Genomic DNA, 18,448 nt, shown 5'->3' on the forward strand with positions numbered 1-18,448 from the left:
ACGCCGGCCCGCCCCGCCGTACCCCGACGCGTACGACCCCGAGCCGCTCGATCTGCGCACCGCCCCGGTCCCCGCCTACGGCACGGGCGCGCTGTGCGACGTGATCCCGGCCGCGCTCGCCGGGTTCGGCATCCCGGGCATGCCCGCCACCGGGCTCACCCTCGAACCGGCCGACCGGGTCTGCGTGTTCCTGGTGGACGGGCTCGGCTGGGAGCTGATCCTGCGCCACCCCGACGAGGCGCCGTACCTGACGTCGCTGCTCGGCACCTCGGCCGGCGGCAGCGGGCGCCCGCTCACCGCCGGATTCCCGTCCACCACCGCGACCTCGCTCGCCTCCGTCGGCACCGGTCTGCCACCGGGCGCGCACGGCCTGGCCGGGTACACCACGCTCAACCCGGCCACCGGCGAGCTGATGAACCAGCTGCGCTGGCAGCCGTGGACCTCGCCGAACGTCTGGCAGCCGCACCCCACCGTCTTCCGGCTCGCCGACGCCGCCGGCATCGCCACCTGCCAGGTCTCCTCGCCGACTTTCGCGCAGACCCCGCTGACGAAGGTCGCGCTGTCCGGTGGCACCTTCCACGGCCGGCTGGCCGGCGAGGAGCGGATGGACCTGGCCGCGGACCGGCTCGCCGCCGCCGACCGCACGCTGGTCTACACGTACTACAGCGAGCTCGACGCGATGGGCCACCGGCACGGCGTCGACTCCGACGCCTGGCGCGGGCAGTTGGCGATGGTCGACCGGCTGGCGCAGCGGCTCGCCGAGCAACTGCCGCCGCGCAGCGCCCTGTACGTCACCGCCGACCACGGCATGATCGACATCCCGTTCGACGAGGAGTCCCGGATCGACTTCGACGAGGACTGGGAACTGCGCGCCGGGGTCGCAGTGCTGGGCGGCGAGGGCAGGGCCCGGCACGTGTACGCGGTGCCCGGTGCGGCGGCCGACGTGCTCGCGGTGTGGCGCGAGGTGCTGGGCGACCGGATGTGGGTGGCGAGCCGCGCGGAGGCGGTCGCCGCGGGCTGGTTCGGGCCAGACCCCGAGCGGCGGGTGCTGGGCCGGATCGGCGACGTGGTGGCCGCGGCCCGCGACGACATGGCGATCGTGGCGAACCGCACCGAGCCGGGGGAATCGAAGATGATCGGGCTGCACGGCTCGATGACCCCCGTCGAGCAGCTCGTGCCGCTGCTCCAAGTACGCTCCTGAAGCGTTCGCCCGCCGCCGTCCGTCCCGAAAGGCCGTCGTCCTTCCCATGTCCGAGCTGGTCTTCTTCTCCGGAACGATGGACTGCGGCAAGAGCACCCTCGCGTTGCAGATCATCCACAACCGCACCGCCCGCGGCCTGCAGGCGGTGATCTTCACCCGGGACGACCGGGCCGGCCAGGGCAAGCTCTCCTCCCGGCTCGGCCTGGTCACCGACGCCGTCGAAGTGGCCGACGACATGGACCTGTACGGCCATCTGGTCGGCGTGATCAGCCGCGGCGGCCGGGTGGACTACGCCGTCGTCGACGAGGCGCAGTTCCTCGCGCCCGGGCAGATCGACCAGTTGGCCCGGGTGGTGGACGAACTCGACCTGGACGTCTATGCGTTCGGGATCACCACCGACTTCCGCAGCCGGCTCTTCCCGGGCTCGCAGCGGCTGATCGAACTCGCCGACCGGATAGAGGCGCTCCAGGTCGAGGCGCTGTGCTGGTGCGGGGCCCGCGCCACCCACAACGCCCGCACGATCGGCGGCGCCATGGTGGTCGAGGGCGCCCAGGTGGTGATCGGCGACGTGGATCGCGCGGCGGAGATCGGCTACGAGGTGCTGTGCCGCCGCCACCACCGGCGGCAGATGACCAGCGCGTCCGCCGCCACGGGCACCCTCTCCCCGGATGTGCTGCCGGTCAACCACGGCTGACCGGAGCGACCCGGCACGGCAATGCCCCGTACGGCCGGGAACCGCCCGACATGGTGGCGGAACTGCCGTACGCGCCAGGGGACATGGGCATGCAGCGGGCCCGGGTGGCCGCCGGCGAGGACGGTCGCCCGGGCCCGCCCGCGGCCGGGTCGGTGCCGGTGTCAGGCGTCGGACACCAGCCCGGACCGCGCGGCGACGGTACGATCAGCGGTCACCGGCACCGTGATCGTCCGTGCGCCGTCGGGGGCGGCGGAACGCCGGGTGTCAGGTCCGGCGCAGCCGGACCGTCAGGATCTGGAACGGCCGCAGCTCCAGCGGCCGCCCGCCGTCGTCCGCGGCCGGCAGCTCCTCGCCCGCGTTCTCCAGCAGGTCCGTGATGTGCGCGGCCACCACGGGGAAGTCGGTGCGCAGCGTGCCGCGGGCCGATCCGCCGCGCGCCTCGTAGAGCCGGATCACCACGTCCCCTGACCGGTCGTCCGCGAGCTTCACCGCCTCCACCACGATGTCCGGGTTGTCCACGGCGATCAGCGCGGGGCCGCCCGCGGGCGCCGAACCGGCAGGACGCAGCGGCAGGTTGAGCGCGTAGCCGGCCGCGATCGCGCCGTCCACATCGGTGCCGACCACCAGCCCGTAGCAGAAGGAGTGCCGGCCGCGGTCGGCCTGCGGGTCGGGACTGTGCGGGGAGCGCAGCAGGGACAGCCGCAGCGTGGTGGTGGTGCCGCCGTCCGCGCCGACCTGCCGGGACACGTCGTGGCCGTAGGTCGAGTCGTTGACGACGGCCGCGCCCCAGCCGTGCTCGCCGACGTGCACCCAGCGGTGCGCCCACAGCTCGAACCGGGCCGCGTCCCAGCTGGTGTTCTCGTGGGTGGGCCGGCGCACATGGCCGAACTGGATCTCGGCGCTCTCGTGTTCGGCGTGCACCCGGATCGGCCAGGCCGCCTTGAGCAGGGTGTCCCGCTGCTGCCAGTCGATGTCGGTGCGGACGGTCAACCGGTCGCTGCCCGCGGTCAGTTCGAGGTGCTGCACCAGGTGCGAGCTGCCGAAGGAGCGCGTCACGCGGACCGAGCCGAGCAGCGGCCCGGCCTCGGCGACCTCGACCTCGTCGGCCTGCGTCAGGTCGCGCACGGTGTCGCGGTAGTAGCTGTCGATGTTCCAGGCGCTCCACAGGTTCGGGTCGTCCGGGTGGAGTTGGAGCAGGTTGCCCGGGCGGTCCGGGTCGATCGCCTCGCGCCGGGCGCGGTGGTCGTACACCGAGCGGACCAGGCCGCTGCCGTCGATCAGGACCCGCAGCACTCCGTTGTCCAGGGTGATGCCGTCGCCGCCGTGGTGTACCTCGACCGGCGCGGTGCCGGTGGCGGCCACGGTGTGGCCGGCGCCGAGCGCGGGCGCCTCGACCAGCACCGCGCGCCGCCCGTCGGCGAGCGGCTGGCCCTCGTCGGTGGCGCCGGCCGGCACCACCGTGACCTCCCGGCGGGCGTACGGGCCGGCGTTGAAGAACGTCAGACCGTCGCCGCCGGCCAGCGCCGCGCCGATCAACTCGCCCAGCTCCGACTGGAGTTGAGCATGCACCGCCTCGGCTTCCTGGTGCACCCAGGCGATGGACGAGCCCGGCAGGATGTCGTGGAACTGGTGCAGCAGCACCCGCTGCCAGATCGACTCCAACTCCGCGTACGGGTACGGGGCGCCGGTGCGTACCGACGCGGCGACCGCCCACAGCTCGGCCTCCCGCAGCAGCGCCTCGGCCCGCCGGTTGCCGTGCTTGGTGCGGGCCTGGCTGGTGTAGGTGCCGCGGTGGTTCTCCAGGTACAACTCGCCGCGCCACACGGGCGGCCTGGCGTACTCCGCGTGGGCCGCCGCGAAGAACGCGTTCGGGTCACCGACCTCGACCTTCGCCGAGCCCTCCAGGTCGCGCAGCCGGCGCGCCTTCTCCATCATCTCGCGGGTGGGGCCGCCACCGCCGTCACCGAAGCCGAACGGCGCGAGCGACCGGGTCGCCGCGCCCTTGTCGGCGAAGTTGCTCTCCGCGTGGGCGAGTTCGGCGCCGGTCAGGCTCGCGTTGTAGCTGTCGACCGGCGGGAGGTGGGTGAAGATCCGGGTGCCGTCGATGCCCTCCCAGTCGAAGCTGTGGTGTGGCAGCCGGTTGGTCTCGTTCCACGACAGCTTCTGGGTGAGGAACCACTTCGCGCCCGCGAGCACCGCCAACTGCGGGTAGGCGGCGGTGTAGCCGAAGGAGTCCGGCAGCCACACGCCGTCCTGCGCGAGGCCGAACTCCTCGGCGAAGAACCGCCGGCCGTAGACGAGTTGCCGGGCCATCGCTTCCCCGCCGGGCAGGTTGCCGTCGGCCTCCACCCACATGCCGCCGACCGGCGCCCAGTTGCCGTCGGTCACCGCCTTCTTGATCCGCTCGAAGATCTCCGGGCGGTGCTCCTTGATCCACGCGTACTGCTGCGCGGAGGAGCAGGCGAAGACCAGTTCCGGGTACTCCTGCGCGAGCGTGGTCATGTTGGTGAAGGTGCGGGCGCACTTGCGGACCGTCTCGCGGATCGGCCACAGCCACGCGGAGTCGATGTGCGCGTGGCCGACCGCGGCGATGGTGTGCGCGGAGGCGTGCGCCGGCCGGGCCAGCACGTCGGCGAGCCGGTCCCGGCCGTGCTGCGCGGTGCCGGCCACGTCGGCGACGTCGACCGCGTCCATCGCGTGCTGGAGCGCGCGCAGGATCTCGTGCCGCCGCGAACTGCCCGCCGGCAGCTCGCGCATCAGCTCGTCCAGCACCTCCATGTCGTGCGTCAGATGCCAGACCGCGTCCTCGCGCACCGCGATCTCGGCCGCCCGCAGCTGGTACAGGTGGTCGGTGCCCGCGGTCTGCTTCGAACCGAGGTGGGTGCCGCTGCCCGCGGAGCCCACGATCATCGGGTTCGCGGCCAACTCCACCAGCAGGTCCACCGGTTCGCCGCCCGCCGCCGGGTCGGCCAGCAGCACGCTGCGGTGGTACGGGTGCAGCCCTTGCAGCGGCGTGCCGGACGCGTCGTGCACGAAGCCCTCCGCCTGGCCGCCGGGCCCCTTGGTCAGGTCGAAGCCGAGGTCGAAGACGGCCTCCACCCGGCGTCCGGCCCACTGCGCCGGTACCTGGCCGGTGGCCTTCAGCCAGGTCGTCGACCACGGGCCGCCCCAGGTGTCGCCGATCCGCACCGGCTCGTACGCCGCCGCCAGCGCGTCGGCGACCGGCACCGGTTCGCCCGGCACCTGCCAGGCGGCCAGGTCCAGGGTCAGCGGGTGGCTGTAGAGGGCGGGCCGGACCACGTGCGAGAGGAACTTGGTGATCCGCTGTTCGACGACAGGACGATCGTCATGCACAGGAAGGCTCTTTCTGCTGGGGATCGGCAGCCAGTCGGTTCGTGCAGCGGGGGCGGGCGGCGGCGCCCGCCCCGTGCCGGGCCGATGGGGCGGTCCCAGCCGCGCCCGCCGGCCGCGGGGCTCAGCGGTGCCCGCCGCTGCGGTGCCGGGCCCGCTCCGCCTCGAACCGCGCGGCCCACCGGGCGGTGCGGTCCAGGTACGCGGTCTGCGCGGACCGGCCGTGCCGCCCGTAGGCGCCCTCGTAGTCGAGGTAGTCGAGCGCGCCGGGGGTCTGCGCGGTGGCGGGCTCGATCATGCTGCCCTCGTGCCACTCGTTGAACGACGTGATGCTCACCCAGTCCGGCGGCGCGTCACCGTTGCCGGAGGCCAGGGCATACGCCCACTCCTGGTCGTAGGTCGCGCCGTTCGCCCGGTCCAGGATCGGGGTGGTGCTGCCGGGCTTCGCGCGGTGGTCGATGTAACCCGGGCCGAGCGACGGCGCCCACACCATGCCGCGGTCGGCGCAGAACGCGGCGACCTCGGACCAGTCCGGCTTGTTGTGGGTGGCGATCGCGTCGTAGGTGTACGCGCCGCCGAAGTCGCCGATCCGGGTCAGGTCCCAGGTCTGCGCCATCACGATCGCCTGGTCGTCCACCTGGTGCAGCGCCGACCAGTCGACCGTGAGCAGGCTGTTGAAGATGTAGTACGCGGTGCGGTGGCCGTGCTCCGGGTCGCGGTGGAACGCCGGGTGGTCGCCGTACTTCCCGCTGATGTAGCGGATGTCGGCGACCACGGAGTCCGCGTCGCGGCCGGCGTACGGCTCGATGTGCCAGGCGACCTGGAGGCCCTCCTTGGCGGCGGCCTCCAGCACCGCCTCGGCCCGCTGGTCCTCGTAACTGCCCTGCCCCCACCAGCTGCTGACCAGCACGCCGGTGCCGGCCCGGCGCAGCCAGCGCATGTGCTGGGCGACCGTGCCGTGCAGGTCGCCGGAGTCGTAGGGGCCGAGCGCCGGGTAGTAGTTGGAGCCGATGTCCTCGGGCGGGGTGAGATCGCCCTGCTGCCAGTGCCGCCAGTCGCCGTAGAAGTCCGGGTTGCCGTACCACGGGTAGTAGAAGATGTGGGTGTGCCGGGAGACCGGCCGCGATCCGTGCGCCGTGCCCGGGCCGGCCTTTGGGCCGGTCACGGGGTGCGCGCCCTGCGCCGGTGTGGCCGCCTGCGCGCTGCGGCTGCTGAGACCGACCAGCGCGGCGGCGCCGGCGGCCGCGGCACCGGTGAGCAGGGTGCGACGGGAGGGCGGCGTTGGTTCGGGTGACATCAGCTCTCTCCTTCGGTCGTACGCCAGGTGCGCCGGGGGGTGAACCCCAGCAGATCGGTGCAAGCGGTCCTGTCGAAGAGCGTGGCGTGCCCGGTGACGCTCGGCCGCAGGGGCACGCCAGGATGGTGCGCGGCCATCAGCGCGGCCGAGGGCAGCGCCGAAGTGGTGTCGGGCGCCGTCACGTTGACCACGTGGGCGCCGTTGAAGTCGGCCGCCAGGGCGATCCGGATCGCGGTCGCCGCGTCGGCGGTGTGCAGCCAGCCCCACAGGTCGTGCCGCTGGCCGGCCGGGTCGGCGGCGCAGGCGTCGACGAACCCGGCCAGCCGGTCGCCGGCCCCGGTGAAGGGGAAGCGCATGCTCACCACGTCCGTGCCGTACCGGCGGTGCGCGGTGCGGGCCACCTCCTCCAGCACCGCCTTGGACAGCCCGTACGGGTCGCGGACCAGGCTCGGGTGCTGCTCGTCGAGCGGCACGTACGCGGGCGAGACCGGGACCGGTGACCAGGCCAGGCCGACCGCGGCCATGCTGGAGGCGGCCACCACCCGGCGCACCCCGGTCCGGCCGGCCTCCTCGAGGACCCGGTGCGCGGTGAGGCAGTTGTGCGCGAACAGCGAACTCGGGTCGGGCAGGTTGGGGTGCGGGATCGCGCCGAGGTGGACCACCGCGTCGACGCCGTCCATCGCCTGGCGGACCAGGTCCGGGTCCTGGAGGTCGCCGGTGTGCACCCGTACCGCGCGCGGCTCTTCCACCGGCAGCAGGTCGGTGAGCACCACGTCGTGGCCGGCGCCGAGGAGTTCCGCGACGGCGTGGCCACCGATGTGCCCGGCGGCCCCGGTGACGAGGACCAGCATCAGCCCTTCACCGCCCCGACCAGGCCGTTGACGAAGTAGCGCTGGAGGGAGAGGAAGAGCAGCACCACGGGCACGACGACGATCAGCGCGCCGGCCATCATCTCGTTGTAGTGCGGCACGTTCTCCGACGACAGCGTCTGCAGGCCCAGCGGGAGCGTGTAGGAACTCGGGTTGTTCAGCGAGACCCGGGTGAGCAGGTACTCGTTCCAGGTCGGGATCGCGGTCAGCAGTCCGACGGTGATCAGCGCGGGCCGGGCCAGCGGCAGGTAGATCCGGGTGAAGACGTGGAACTCGTTGGCGCCGTCCACCCGCGCGGACTCCCGCAGTTCCTTCGGCACCGCCGAGAACGCGCCGGTCATCAGCAGGATCGACAGGGGCGCACCGCCGTTGACGAACGGCAGCACCAGGCCCATGTGCGAGCCGAGCAGGTGGAGCTTGTTCTCCAGCAGCACGATCGGCAGCATCACGGTGACACCCGGCACGAACAGCAGCGAGATGAAGAGCTTCTGCAATATGCCGCGGCCGGGGAAGTCCAGCACGGCGAAGGCGTAGCCGGCCGCCGCGTACACCACCAGCGTCAGCACCACGGTCATGGCGGTGACTTCGAGGCTGTTGACGAAGTACCGGAAGAAGTGGAGCTGGTTCCAGGTGCTGGTCAGGGTGTGGAGGGTCGGCGAGTGCGGGATCAGGTGGCCACCGCGCACCACCTCGATGTTGTTCTTGAACGCGGCCGAGATCATCCACAGGAAGGGGTAGAGGCTCACCAAACCGTAGACCGCCAGCAGGACGCCGATGACGAACTTGGCGCTGATCCGGCGGGCCAGCCTGCCGCCGCCGGACCGGGGCCCGGCAGTGGGTCGGGGCCGGCCGGAACCGTTCTTCGCGGGGGCCGTGTCGTCGGCCGGTCCGAGGGGAATTGTCGTCATGTCCTGCTCCGCAGTACTCGGAGGTTGATCAGGGCGATCACCAGCGCGGCGGCGAACAGCAGCCAGCCGAGCGCACTGGCCAGGCCCAGGGTCGGGTCGAGTTGCATGAGGAAGGCCAGCCGGTACGACTCCAGGCCGAGCACGTTGGTGTGGTCGCCGGGGCCGCCGGTGGTCATCACCAGGAAGGTCTGGAAGCCCTGGAGCGAGTCGCGCAGGTTCAGCAGCACCACGATCAGGGTGATCGGCCGGACCAGCGGCCACACCACCGAGAAGTTGGTGCGCCACCAGCCGGCGCCGTCCAGTTGCGCGGCCTCCAGCACGCTGCGGTCGATGGTCTGCAGCCCGGTGAGGTACATCAGCATCGCCACCGGCACCGCGCCCCACACCGTCACCACGATCATGGTGGGCAGCGCGGTGTGCGGGTTGCCGAGCCAGCCCTGCGGCTGGGCGAGCGAGCCCATGCCGACGCTCTTGAGCAGCGTGTTGATCGCGCCGTCCGGCTGGAGGATGTACTGCCAGGCGAAGAACACCGCGATGCCGCTGGTCACGTAGGGCACGAAGTACACCGAGCGCAGCAGGGTCTGCATCCGCCGGGCGGAGTTGAGCAGCACCGCCAGCGGGAAGGACACCAGGACGGTCAGCACCGGCACCGCGATCATCACGTACAGGGTGTGCACGGCGGCGTGCTGGACCCGGGGCGCGTACCGCGGGTCGGCCCACAGCAGGTCCTTGTAGTTCTGGATGCCGACCCAGGTCCAGTGCGCGGCGAAGCCGTTCCACTGGGCGAAGCTCAGCAGGAAGCCGTAGCCGACGGTGTACAGGCCCATGACCGCGAAGAGCACCACGGCCGGGGCGACGAACAGCCAGCCGGAGAGGGCCTCGTGGCCGCCGCGCCGGCTGCGGCGGCGGGCCTTGGTGGCGGGGCCGGCGCCCGGCCGGGGGTCTCCGGGACCCCCGGCCGCGGCCGTCTCCGCCGTCAGTGCGGGACGGGGAGCGGTGGTCACTTCGCCAGCTTCCAGAAGGAGTTGTTGAGCTTCGCCATCGCCTTGCCGGTCGCCTCCACGCTCTTCTGGTGCAGCGGGGTCAGGTCGGCGAGGATCTCGCTGATGGAGTCCTGGTCGTAGCCGGGCGGCCGGAAGCTGGCGTCACTCGGGTCGTAGGTGTTCTCCGGAGTGCCGGTGAAGGTCGTCGTCAGGCCGGCCAGGGTCGGGCCCATCACCTTGGCGGCGTCGGCGCCGAGCTGGGTGGCGGGCACCTCGGTGGCGTCCTTGGCGAACTGCGAGGCGACCGACGGCTGGGAGAGGAACTTCATCCACTTCTCGGCGTTCGCGGTGTGCGAGCTGGTCGAGGTGACGGTCAGCCCGGTCAGCGCCAGCGGGGCGAGCGCGGGCTTGGGCACGGCGCCGTCGGACGGGCCGGGGATGCCGAAGGCCATCACGTCGTCGGGGTTCATGCCGTTCTGCTGGAGGAAGGCCAGCGTGAAGGTGCCGCCGATGTCCCAGGCGGACTTGCCCTGCGCGAACGCCTGGTCGGCGGAGTCGATGTCGAGGATCTGGGTGCCGGGCATCCAGTAGGGCTGCAGCTTGGCGTACTCGCTGAGCGCCTTCTGGCCGTCGGGCGAGGAGAAGTCCTCGGACGCGTTCTGACCCCAGAGCGCCTGGTACTTGGCCTTCCCCAGCTCGGCGAAGGCCAGCGGCTGCATCGTCCAGGTCATGCCGGTCGCCTTGACCTTCAGGCCCAGGCTGACCCCGCCGGTGGTGGGGCTCTTCGTGGTGGTCGCCTTCAGGTCGGCGAGCCACTCCTCGTAGGTGGCCGGGGGCTTGGTGATGCCGGCCGCGGCGAGAACCTTCTTGTTGCCCATCACGATGCCGAAGGTGCCGGAGGTGAAGGGCACGCTGAAGCGCTGGCCCTTCTGGACGCCGTGGTCCTTGGAGTCGGCGGGCAGCGACTCCCGGTAGAACTCGGGGGTGACCGTGCCGGAGCCCTGCACGCCCTTCTGGTACAGGCCGCTCCAGCTTGCGTCGACGTCCTTGGAGATGTCCTTGGCGATGCCGGTGGAGCCCAGCGCGAAGTCCTCGCCGTCGGAGTGCGTCTCCAGCACGTCGGGCAGGTCATGGGTCTTCGCGGCGGCCTGCACCTTGGTGGTGTAGGCGTCGTCCGGGCCGTACGCCTGGATCTTCACGGTGATGCCGGTCTGCTTCTTGAACTCGGCGGCGGCGTTGCGCAGGCCCGCGACGTGGGACTGCTTGAAGGTCCACATCTCCAGGGTCTTGCCGTCCCCGGACGACCCGGACGACCCGCCGCAGGCCGCGATCGGCGCCAGCGACATGACCGTCACGACGGCCGCGGCGGCGAATCTGGTCCGGCGGGTTTTGGTGCTGTTTCTCGTGGCAGATCCTGCAACAGGTCCGACAAAAGGTATCCGCATAGCCCCTGCCTAGGGTTCGATCGTTCAGAAGACCGAATGACGTTGGAGTCCATGAACTTACGGTGGTGTTTGATATAGCGTCAAGGCGTGCGTTGCGATTGGGTGTGCACCCAGGGGCCGTCAGGTGTCGGCGCAGGGGAGCGCGGTGAGCGGAGGATCAGTGGAGTCGGTGGCAGCAACGGCGCGCGGGCGCGGGCCCGAACGCAAACCGGAAGAGGTCAAGTCCGCGGCGCGGGTGCTGGAGGTGCTCGAACTGCTCGGCGCCGACGGCGCCCGGATGTCGCTGGCCGAGATGGCCGCGTCGATGGCCGTGCCCAAGAGCAGCCTGCACGCGATCCTGCGCACCATGCAGGCCCGCGGATGGGTGGACCTCGACCCTTCCGGGACCCGCTACAGCCTTGGCCTGAAAGCCCTGTTGACCGGGACCGCGTACCTGGAGGGCGACGACGTCACGAGCCTGGCCGGGCCGGTGCTCGACGCGCTCGCGGAGGAGACCGGCGAGTCCGTCCACCTGGGCAGGCTCGACGGCACCCACGTCGTCTACCTGGCCAAACGCGAGTCCCGGCACGCCTTGCGGATGTACTCCGCGGTCGGCCGCCGGCTGCCGGCGCACGCCACCGGCCTCGGCAAGGCGGTGCTCGCGCAGTACGACCCCGCCGAGGTGCAGCGCCGATTGGACTGGCCGCTCGAGCGGCTCACCCCCGACACCGTGATCGACCCCGACGAGTTCCTGGCGCAGCTCGGTGAGGCCAGGCTGCGCGGCTGGGCGAAGGACGACGGTGAGAACTCCGTCGACATCCGCTGTGTCGCGGTCGCGCTCGGCGGCGGTCAGGGCGAGGACGCGATCAGCTGCTCGGCGCCCAAGAGCCGGATGGACGACGCGCGGATGGAGGAGATCGCCCAGGCCGTCACCGAGGCGGCGCATTCGCTGAGCACGCTGCTCAAGCGGCTCGGCCAGCACTGACGGCCCGCTCCGGGAGTCGGTCGGGGACAGCCTGGGAGCCGGTCGGGGACGGCCTGGGAGCCGATCCGGGACATGATCCGGCGGCCGGTCCGGGACTGCTGTGGGGGACCGGTCCCCGCATGCGGTCCCCGACCTGTTCCTGGACGTGATCCGGGCCCCGATCCGCGGCCCGCGCCGTAGCCGTCCCCGGCCCTGCCGGGAGCCCCTGACCGAGGCTCGATCGCCTTGCCGTCGAAGCCCGTTGCGCACCAGCCGGTCCGAGTTTGTCAGACCTCTTGACAAACTCGGGCCGGCTTTCATACGTTCGTGAGTCGGTACGGCATTCTGTTATCTGTACGTGCCGTGCGTGGAGTTGTCGTCCCCTCCAAGGGATAGCACATGCCGCTGTCCCGGACCGGTCGGCGGCCGCTTCACGCCGACCGAACCGCCTTCCTGCACGTGGGAGTTCGCATGGCTTTGCCTGATGCCGGCCCCGCTCCGCTCGCCCCCGCACCCTGGGTCGACGAGCGCGGCGCCAAGATCCGCATCACGGCCGTCCGCACGTTCCTGACCGCCCCCCACGGCTGTCCTCACCTCATCGTCCGCATCGAGACCAACGACCCGGGACTGTACGGGCTGGGCTGCGCGAGCGATCCGCAGCGCACCCTCGCGGTGCGCTCGGTACTCGACGACTACCTCGCCCCGCTGCTGGTCGGCCGGGACCCCGACGACATCGACGACATCCACCGGCTGCTGCTCAACAGCGCCTACTGGCGCGGTGGTTCGATCACCGGCAACGCGCTCGGCGGCGTCGATGTCGCACTGTGGGACCTGAAGGCCAAGCGGCTGGGCGCCCCGCTGTACTCCCTGTTCGGAGGCAAGGTCCGCGCCTTCGCCGAGGCGTACACCCATGTCGACGGCCTGGACGCGGCCGAACTGGCCGACAAGGTGCAGGCCGCCCGCGCCCGCGGCTACCGCCATGTGCGGATCCAGGCCGCGGTGCCCGGCGCCGACACCTACGGCGCGCACGGCGGCGGCGCCGACCCGGAGGCGGTGCGCAGCCGGCGCGCGCCCTGGGACGGCGCCGGCTACCTGCGCTACGTGCCGGGGGTCCTGGGCAAGGTGCGCGAACTCGTCGGCGACGACGTGGAACTCCTGCACGACGTGCACGAGCGGCTCGACCCGCGGCAGGCCAGGGAGTTCCTGCGGCGAGTGGCGGACGCCCGGCTGTACTTCGTGGAGGACCTGCTGGCGCCCGAGGACGCCGGCCACTTCAAGCGGCTGCACGACGTCTCGCCGGTGCCGCTGGCGGTGGGCGAACTGTTCCACGACCCGGCCCAGTTCACCGACCTGATCGCCGGCGGCGACGGCCCCGACATCGACTTCGCCCGGATCAGGGTGCCCACCCTGGGCGGCCTGACCCCGGCCCGCAAGATCGCCGTGCTGTGCGAACTGCGCGGCGTGCGGCTGGCACCGCACGGCCCGGCCGACGTCAGCCCGATCGCCCAGGCCGCCACGCTGGCCATGGACATCTCCAGCCACGCCTTCGGGGTGCAGGAGGCCGCGGTCTTCAAGCCGCCCGTCCACGAGGTCTACCCCGGCACCGTCACCGCCACCGCCGGCGGTCTGGTGCCCCCCGAAACCCCCGGCCACGGCGTCGACTTCGACGAGGCCGCGGCCGCCCGGCACCCCGTGCCGGAGCCCTTGGCCCACGACCGGTGGGCCCTGCTGCGCAACACCGATGGGAGCGTGCAACGCCCGTGACCGATCCGAACCGTCCGCACCGCAGGGCCCTGGTGGTCCGAGGCGGCTGGGAGGGCCACTCACCCGTCCAGATCACCGACCTGTTCCTGCCGTTCCTGGAGGACAGCGGCTTCCAGGTCGACACCGCCGAGTCGCTGGACGTCTACACCGACGCCGAGCGGCTGGCCGCCACCGACCTGGTCGTGCAGTGCTGGACCATGGGTGAGATCACCGCCGAGCAGACCAAGGGCCTGGTCGCCGCGGTCCGGGCCGGCACCGGCTTCGCCGGCTGGCACGGCGGGATCGTCGACTCCTTCCGTGGCGACGTCGACTACCACTTCCTGACCGGCGGCCAGTTCCTGCACCACCCGCACGGGTTCGTGGACTACACCGTCAACCTCGTGCCGGAGCGGGCCGGTCACCCGCTGCTCGCCGGGCTCACCGACTTCGCCGTGCACACCGAGCAGTACTGGGTCTCCACCGACCCCGACATCGACGTGCTGGCCACCACCGTCTTCCCGGCCGGTGAGGAGCGCGACCACCCGGTCGTGATGCCGACCGTCTGGACCCGGCAGCAGGGCGCCGGCCGGGTCTTCGTGAACGCCATCGGCCACAAGGCCGACGACTTCGACGTGCCCGAGGTGCGGGCACTCACCGAGAGGGGACTGCTGTGGGCGAGCCGCTGAGGGTCGGCATGGTCGGTGCGGGCAAGATCAGCGGCCAGTACCTGGACACCATCGCGAAACTGGACACGCTGCGACTGACCGCCGTCACCGACCTGGACGCCGGCCGGGCCGGTGAGGCCGCCGAGCGCTCCGGCGCGCAGGTGGTCGGCAGCGTCGCCGAACTCGTCGCGCGCGACGACGTGGACGCCGTGCTCAACCTGACCATCCCCGCCGTGCACGCCGAGGTCGCGCTCGCCGCGATCGCCGCGGGCAAGCACGTCTACGGCGAGAAGCCGCTCGCCACCACCCGCGAGGAGGCCGCCGCGATCCTGGCCGCCGCGCGGGCGGCGGGAGTACGGGTCGGCAGCGCGCCCGACACGGTGCTCGGCACCGGCACCCAGACCGCCCGCAAGGCCGTCGACGACGGGCTGATCGGCCGCCCGGTCGCGGCGACCGCGTTCATGACCACCGCCGGTCACGAGGCGTGGCACCCGGACCCGGAGTTCTACTACCGGCCCGGCGGCGGCCCGTTGCTCGACATGGGCCCGTACTACCTGTCCGCGCTGGTGCACCTGCTCGGCCCGGTGGTCAAGGTCACCGGCGCCGCGTCCACGCCGCGCGCCGAGCGCGAGATCGGCAGCGGCCCGCGCGCCGGGCAGCGCTTCGCGGTCGAGGTGGACACCCATGTCACCGGGGTGCTCGAACACGCCGGCGGCGCGCTGTCCACGCTCGTGATGAGCTTCGACATCCACGCCGCGCACCTGCCCCGGATCGAGGTGCACGGCACCGCCGGGTCGCTGGCCGTGCCCGACCCGAACGGCTTCGACGGGCCGGTCGAACTCTTCGCGGCGGGCGGCTCGTGGCAGCCGCTGCCGGTGTCGGCCGGCTACCGGGACGCCGGGCGCGGCACCGGGCTCGCCGACCTCGCCGACGCGGTCGCGGCGGGCCGCCCGCACCTGGCGTCGGCCGAACTCGCCGAACACGTCCTGGACGTGATGCTCACCCTGCTGGACTCCGCGCACGCCGGCCGGGCGCTGCCGGTGGCCGGCACCTGCGAGCGGCCCGCGCCGGTCGGATAACGGGAGGGCCGGGCGGCGGGCGCGGACACCAGGGATCGCGCCCGCCGCCTTTTGCCGTCCACTTTGTCAGGTGAATTATCTTCCGGATCGGGCCCGTAATGACCTGGAAATAGCCTGACAATTACATTCCCGCAGGTCACGACCTGCGGGAAAGCTGAATTCGTGAGAGGCGTTGACTTGATAACACACATGGTTTTACATAGCGGGAACCCGCTGGACAGAAAGGCTGCCCATGCATCACCGGATCGCCTCGGGCGAGGAGCGGATAGCCGCGTTCCTCACCGAGAAGCTGCGCCCAGCGCTGTATCCGCAGCGGCTGCCCATGGACATCGGCGCCTGGCACATCCCGGGCGAGCCGGTTCCGGCGGAGGTGGCGCTGCGCGCCGAGTACACCCCGTTCGCGGTCGGCGAGCTGTGGGGCAGGCCCTGGGCCACCACCTGGTTCCGGGTGCACGCCACCGTGCCCGAGCGCTGGGCCGGCCGCCGGGTCGAGGCCCTCATCGACCTCGGTTCCGACCCCGAAGGCGGCCGCGCCGAAGGGCTCGTGCACGACGAGCGCGGCATCCCGCTGCAAGGAATCCACCCGCACGTGCCCGCCGTGCCGGTGGCTTTCAGCGCGGCCGGCGGCGAGCCGGTGCGCCTGCTGGTCGAGGCCGCCGCCAACCCGCAGATCGACGGCGGCAGCGGCGCCGGCAGCAGCTACGGCGACCCGGCCACCGCCGGCGACACCCCGCTGTACCGGCTGCGCCGCGCCGACATCGCGATCCGTGACGAGGACGTCTGGCAGTTCATCCACGACTTCGAGGCGCTGGACGGCCTGATGCGCGCGTTGCCCGACGCGCTGCCGCGCAAGCACGAGATCCGTGCCGCCCTCGAAGCCGCCGTGGACGCCGTCGATCCGCGGGCCGTCGCGCGTACCGCCGCCCGTGCCCGTATGGTGCTGGCCCCGGCGCTGCGCCGGCACGCGCACGACTCCGCGCACACCTTCGCCGCGGTCGGCCACGCGCACATCGACTCCGCCTGGCTGTGGCCGGTGCGCGAGACCGTACGCAGGTGCGCCCGCACCTTCAGCACCATGGCCGCGCTCACCGAGGAGTACCCCGGCCTGGTCGTCGCCGCGTCCTCCGCGCAGCACTACGCCTGGATGAAGGAGCACCACCCGCACGTCTTCGAGCGGATACGCAAGGCAGTCGCGGACGGCAACTGGGTTCCGGCCGGCGGTATGTGGGTCGAGGCCGACGCCGAACTGCCCGGCGGGGAGGCGCTGGCCCGCCAGTTCGTGCACGGCCGCCGCTTCTTCCGCGACGAACTCGGCGTCGACAGCGACGGAGTCTGGCTGCCCGACGCCTCGGGCGCCTCCGCCGCCTTCCCGCAACTCGCCGCGCTGGCCGGGGCCCGTTGGCTGGCCGGCCGCCGCCCCGAGCCGGGTGTCGCCGCCGCGCCCCCGCACCACACCTTCCGCTGGGAGGGCATCGACGGCACCCGCCTGTTCACCCACCTCGTACCGGGCGCCGCCGGGGGCACCACCCTGACCGGGCCCGAACTCACCGATACCGTCGCGTCCTTCGCCGAACTCGGCGCCGCCGGCACCTCGCTGCTGCCCTTCGGCCGCGGCGACGGCGGACCCGACCGGGCCATGCTGGAACGGGCCCGCCGCTACGCCGACCTCGAAGGCGCCCCCCGCGTCGCGCTGCGCACCCCCGCCGCGTTCTTCCGCACCGCAGAGCAGGAGTACCCGCACGCACCGGTGTGGCGCGGCGAACTCGACCTCGCCGCGCACCGCGGCGGCTACACCAGCCAGGCCCGCACCAAGCGCGGCAACCGCCGCAGCGAGGCCCTGCTGCACGAAGCCGAGCTGTGGTCGGCGACCGCCGCCGTACGGCACGGAATCCCGTATCCCTACGCCGAGTTGGAGCGGCTGTGGCGACAGGTGCTGCTCCAGCAGTGCCATGACATCCTGCCCGGCACCTCCATCGCCTGGGCACACGAAGAGGCCGAGCAGACCCACCGCGACGTGCAGCGCCGGCTGGAGCGGCTGATCCGCCGCGCGACCGGCGGCCTGGGCGCCGATCCGGACGGCACCGGCGTGCTCAACTCCGGCCCGCGCGACCGCCGCGAGGTCGTCGTGCTCGGCCCGGACGCCCGCCCGCTGCCCGGCGGGCAGCCACTCGCCGACGGTCGCACCGCCGTTCTCGCGCAGGCGCCCGCCCTCGGCGCCGGCCGGGCCGGCCTGCCGCTCGGCGACCTGCCGCCGGTCACCGCCCAGACCCGCGCCGACGGCGGACACGTCCTGGACAACGGCCTGTTGCGGGTCGTGATCGACCGGGCCGGACTGGTGCGCTCGGCCGTCGAGTCGCGCACCGGCCGGGAGGCCATCGCGCCCGGCGCGGCCGGCAACCTGCTCCAACTGCACCGCGACGAGCCCACAGGCTGGAGCGCGCTGCGTCTGGACCCGCGCGGCGGGCGCGACCTCGACACCGCCGAATCGGTCGAACTGCGCGACGCCGGGCCGCTGCTGGCCACCGTCACGGTGGTGCGCGGCACCGGCCGCTCCACCGTCGTCCAGCACCTCAGCCTCGGCGCCGGCAGCCACGCCCTGACCATCGACACCGAGGTCGACTGGCGCGAGCAGGACACCATGCTCAAGGCCGCCTGGCCGCTGGACGTGCACGCCGAACACACCAGCGCGGAGACCCAGTTCGGGCATGTCACCCGGCCCACCCACGAGAACACCGACTCCGACGCGGCCCGCCGCGAGGCAGCCGCCCACCGCTGGCTGCACGTCGGCGAGCACGGCTGGGGCGTGGCCCTGGCCTCCGACGCGACCTACGGCTACGACACCACCCGCCACACCCGGCCCGACGGTGGCACCACCACGGTGGTGCGCAGCACCCTGCTGCGCGCCCCGCACAGCCCCGACCCGCACGCGGACCGGGGTGCGCAGCGCTTCCGGCACACCCTGCGGCCGGGCGCCACCGTCGAGGACGCGATCACCGAGGGGTACGCCCTCAACCTGCCGTTGCGCACCGGGCCCGACGCGCCCGAGGCGGCGGCCGAGTCGCCACTGGTCGCCGTCGACCACCCCGACGTGCTCATCGAGACGGTCAAACTCGCCGACGACCGCAGCGGCGACGTCGTGGTCCGCCTCTACGAGTCGCGTGGCGGCCGCGCGCGCACCACCCTCACCGCGGGCTTCCCGGTCGCCGCCCTGACGGAGACCGACCTGCTCGAAGCCCCGATCATCGCCCATCCCCCCTCCGACCCGCTCAC

At 72.6% G+C, this 18,448-nt stretch carries 13 protein-coding genes; 7 read left to right on the top strand and 6 right to left on the bottom strand.

The genetic code is table 11. The features are described 5' to 3' along the window. Positions 1-52 precede the first annotated feature (52 nt). Both AC13HU_RS10300 and AC13HU_RS10305 read left to right on the top strand, forming a co-directional pair. Positions 53-1,201 carry an alkaline phosphatase family protein gene (locus tag AC13HU_RS10300; RefSeq protein WP_483041493.1) on the top strand — a complete coding sequence of 383 codons (1,149 nt, stop codon included), beginning with the start codon at positions 53-55 and terminating at the stop codon, positions 1,199-1,201. A 46-nt stretch (positions 1,202-1,247) separates the two neighbouring features. Further along, entirely contained in the window at positions 1,248-1,895 is a 648-nt protein-coding gene (locus AC13HU_RS10305) for a thymidine kinase (protein ID WP_483041481.1), read from the top strand. Between the two features lie 264 nt (positions 1,896-2,159). Here AC13HU_RS10305 and AC13HU_RS10310 read toward each other — a convergent pair whose 3' ends face one another. From AC13HU_RS10310 to AC13HU_RS10335, 6 genes are all read right to left on the bottom strand, one after another. Next, positions 2,160-5,249 (bottom strand): alpha-mannosidase, encoded by a 3,090-nt coding sequence (locus AC13HU_RS10310; RefSeq protein ID WP_483041482.1) that lies wholly within the window; start codon positions 5,247-5,249, stop codon positions 2,160-2,162. 121 nt (positions 5,250-5,370) lie between these two features. Beyond that, positions 5,371-6,543 (bottom strand): glycoside hydrolase family 99 protein, encoded by a 1,173-nt coding sequence (locus tag AC13HU_RS10315; protein WP_483041483.1) that lies wholly within the window; start codon positions 6,541-6,543, stop codon positions 5,371-5,373. Continuing rightward, positions 6,543-7,394, bottom strand: coding sequence for an NAD-dependent epimerase/dehydratase family protein (locus AC13HU_RS10320; RefSeq protein WP_483041484.1), 852 nt, complete (start codon positions 7,392-7,394; stop codon positions 6,543-6,545). The genes AC13HU_RS10315 and AC13HU_RS10320 overlap by 1 nt, the downstream gene beginning before the upstream one ends. Then, positions 7,394-8,320, bottom strand: coding sequence for a carbohydrate ABC transporter permease (locus AC13HU_RS10325; protein WP_483041485.1), 927 nt, complete (start codon positions 8,318-8,320; stop codon positions 7,394-7,396). The genes AC13HU_RS10320 and AC13HU_RS10325 overlap by 1 nt, the downstream gene beginning before the upstream one ends. Further along, a complete protein-coding gene (locus AC13HU_RS10330) occupies positions 8,317-9,324 on the bottom strand; it encodes a carbohydrate ABC transporter permease (RefSeq protein ID WP_483041486.1) in 1,008 nt (335 codons plus the stop codon). The genes AC13HU_RS10325 and AC13HU_RS10330 overlap by 4 nt, the downstream gene beginning before the upstream one ends. Next, the gene (locus AC13HU_RS10335; RefSeq protein ID WP_483041487.1) at positions 9,321-10,649 is read right to left on the bottom strand and encodes an ABC transporter substrate-binding protein; all 1,329 of its coding nucleotides are present in this window, start codon (positions 10,647-10,649) and stop codon (positions 9,321-9,323) included. The genes AC13HU_RS10330 and AC13HU_RS10335 overlap by 4 nt, the downstream gene beginning before the upstream one ends. 244 nt (positions 10,650-10,893) lie before the next feature. Between AC13HU_RS10335 and AC13HU_RS10340 the strand changes: the two genes are divergently transcribed. From AC13HU_RS10340 to AC13HU_RS10360, 5 genes are all read left to right on the top strand, one after another. Next, complete coding sequence (locus AC13HU_RS10340; protein WP_483041488.1) at positions 10,894-11,712, top strand: IclR family transcriptional regulator; 819 nt, start codon at positions 10,894-10,896, stop codon at positions 11,710-11,712. Positions 11,713-12,162: 450 nt separating this feature from the next. Further along, a complete protein-coding gene (locus AC13HU_RS10345; RefSeq protein WP_483041489.1) occupies positions 12,163-13,455 on the top strand; it encodes an enolase C-terminal domain-like protein in 1,293 nt (430 codons plus the stop codon). Further along, positions 13,452-14,120 (top strand): ThuA domain-containing protein, encoded by a 669-nt coding sequence (locus AC13HU_RS10350; protein ID WP_483041490.1) that lies wholly within the window; start codon positions 13,452-13,454, stop codon positions 14,118-14,120. The genes AC13HU_RS10345 and AC13HU_RS10350 overlap by 4 nt, the downstream gene beginning before the upstream one ends. Beyond that, positions 14,105-15,178: a Gfo/Idh/MocA family protein gene (locus AC13HU_RS10355; RefSeq protein WP_483041491.1), complete on the top strand. Its 1,074-nt coding sequence runs from the start codon at positions 14,105-14,107 to the stop codon at positions 15,176-15,178. The genes AC13HU_RS10350 and AC13HU_RS10355 overlap by 16 nt, the downstream gene beginning before the upstream one ends. Before the next feature lie 232 nt (positions 15,179-15,410). Then, the coding region (locus tag AC13HU_RS10360; protein ID WP_483041492.1) for an alpha-mannosidase at positions 15,411-18,448 on the top strand (3,038 nt) is incomplete at its 3' end.

The sequence above is a fragment of the Streptomyces sp. NH27 genome, from assembly GCF_056859195.1.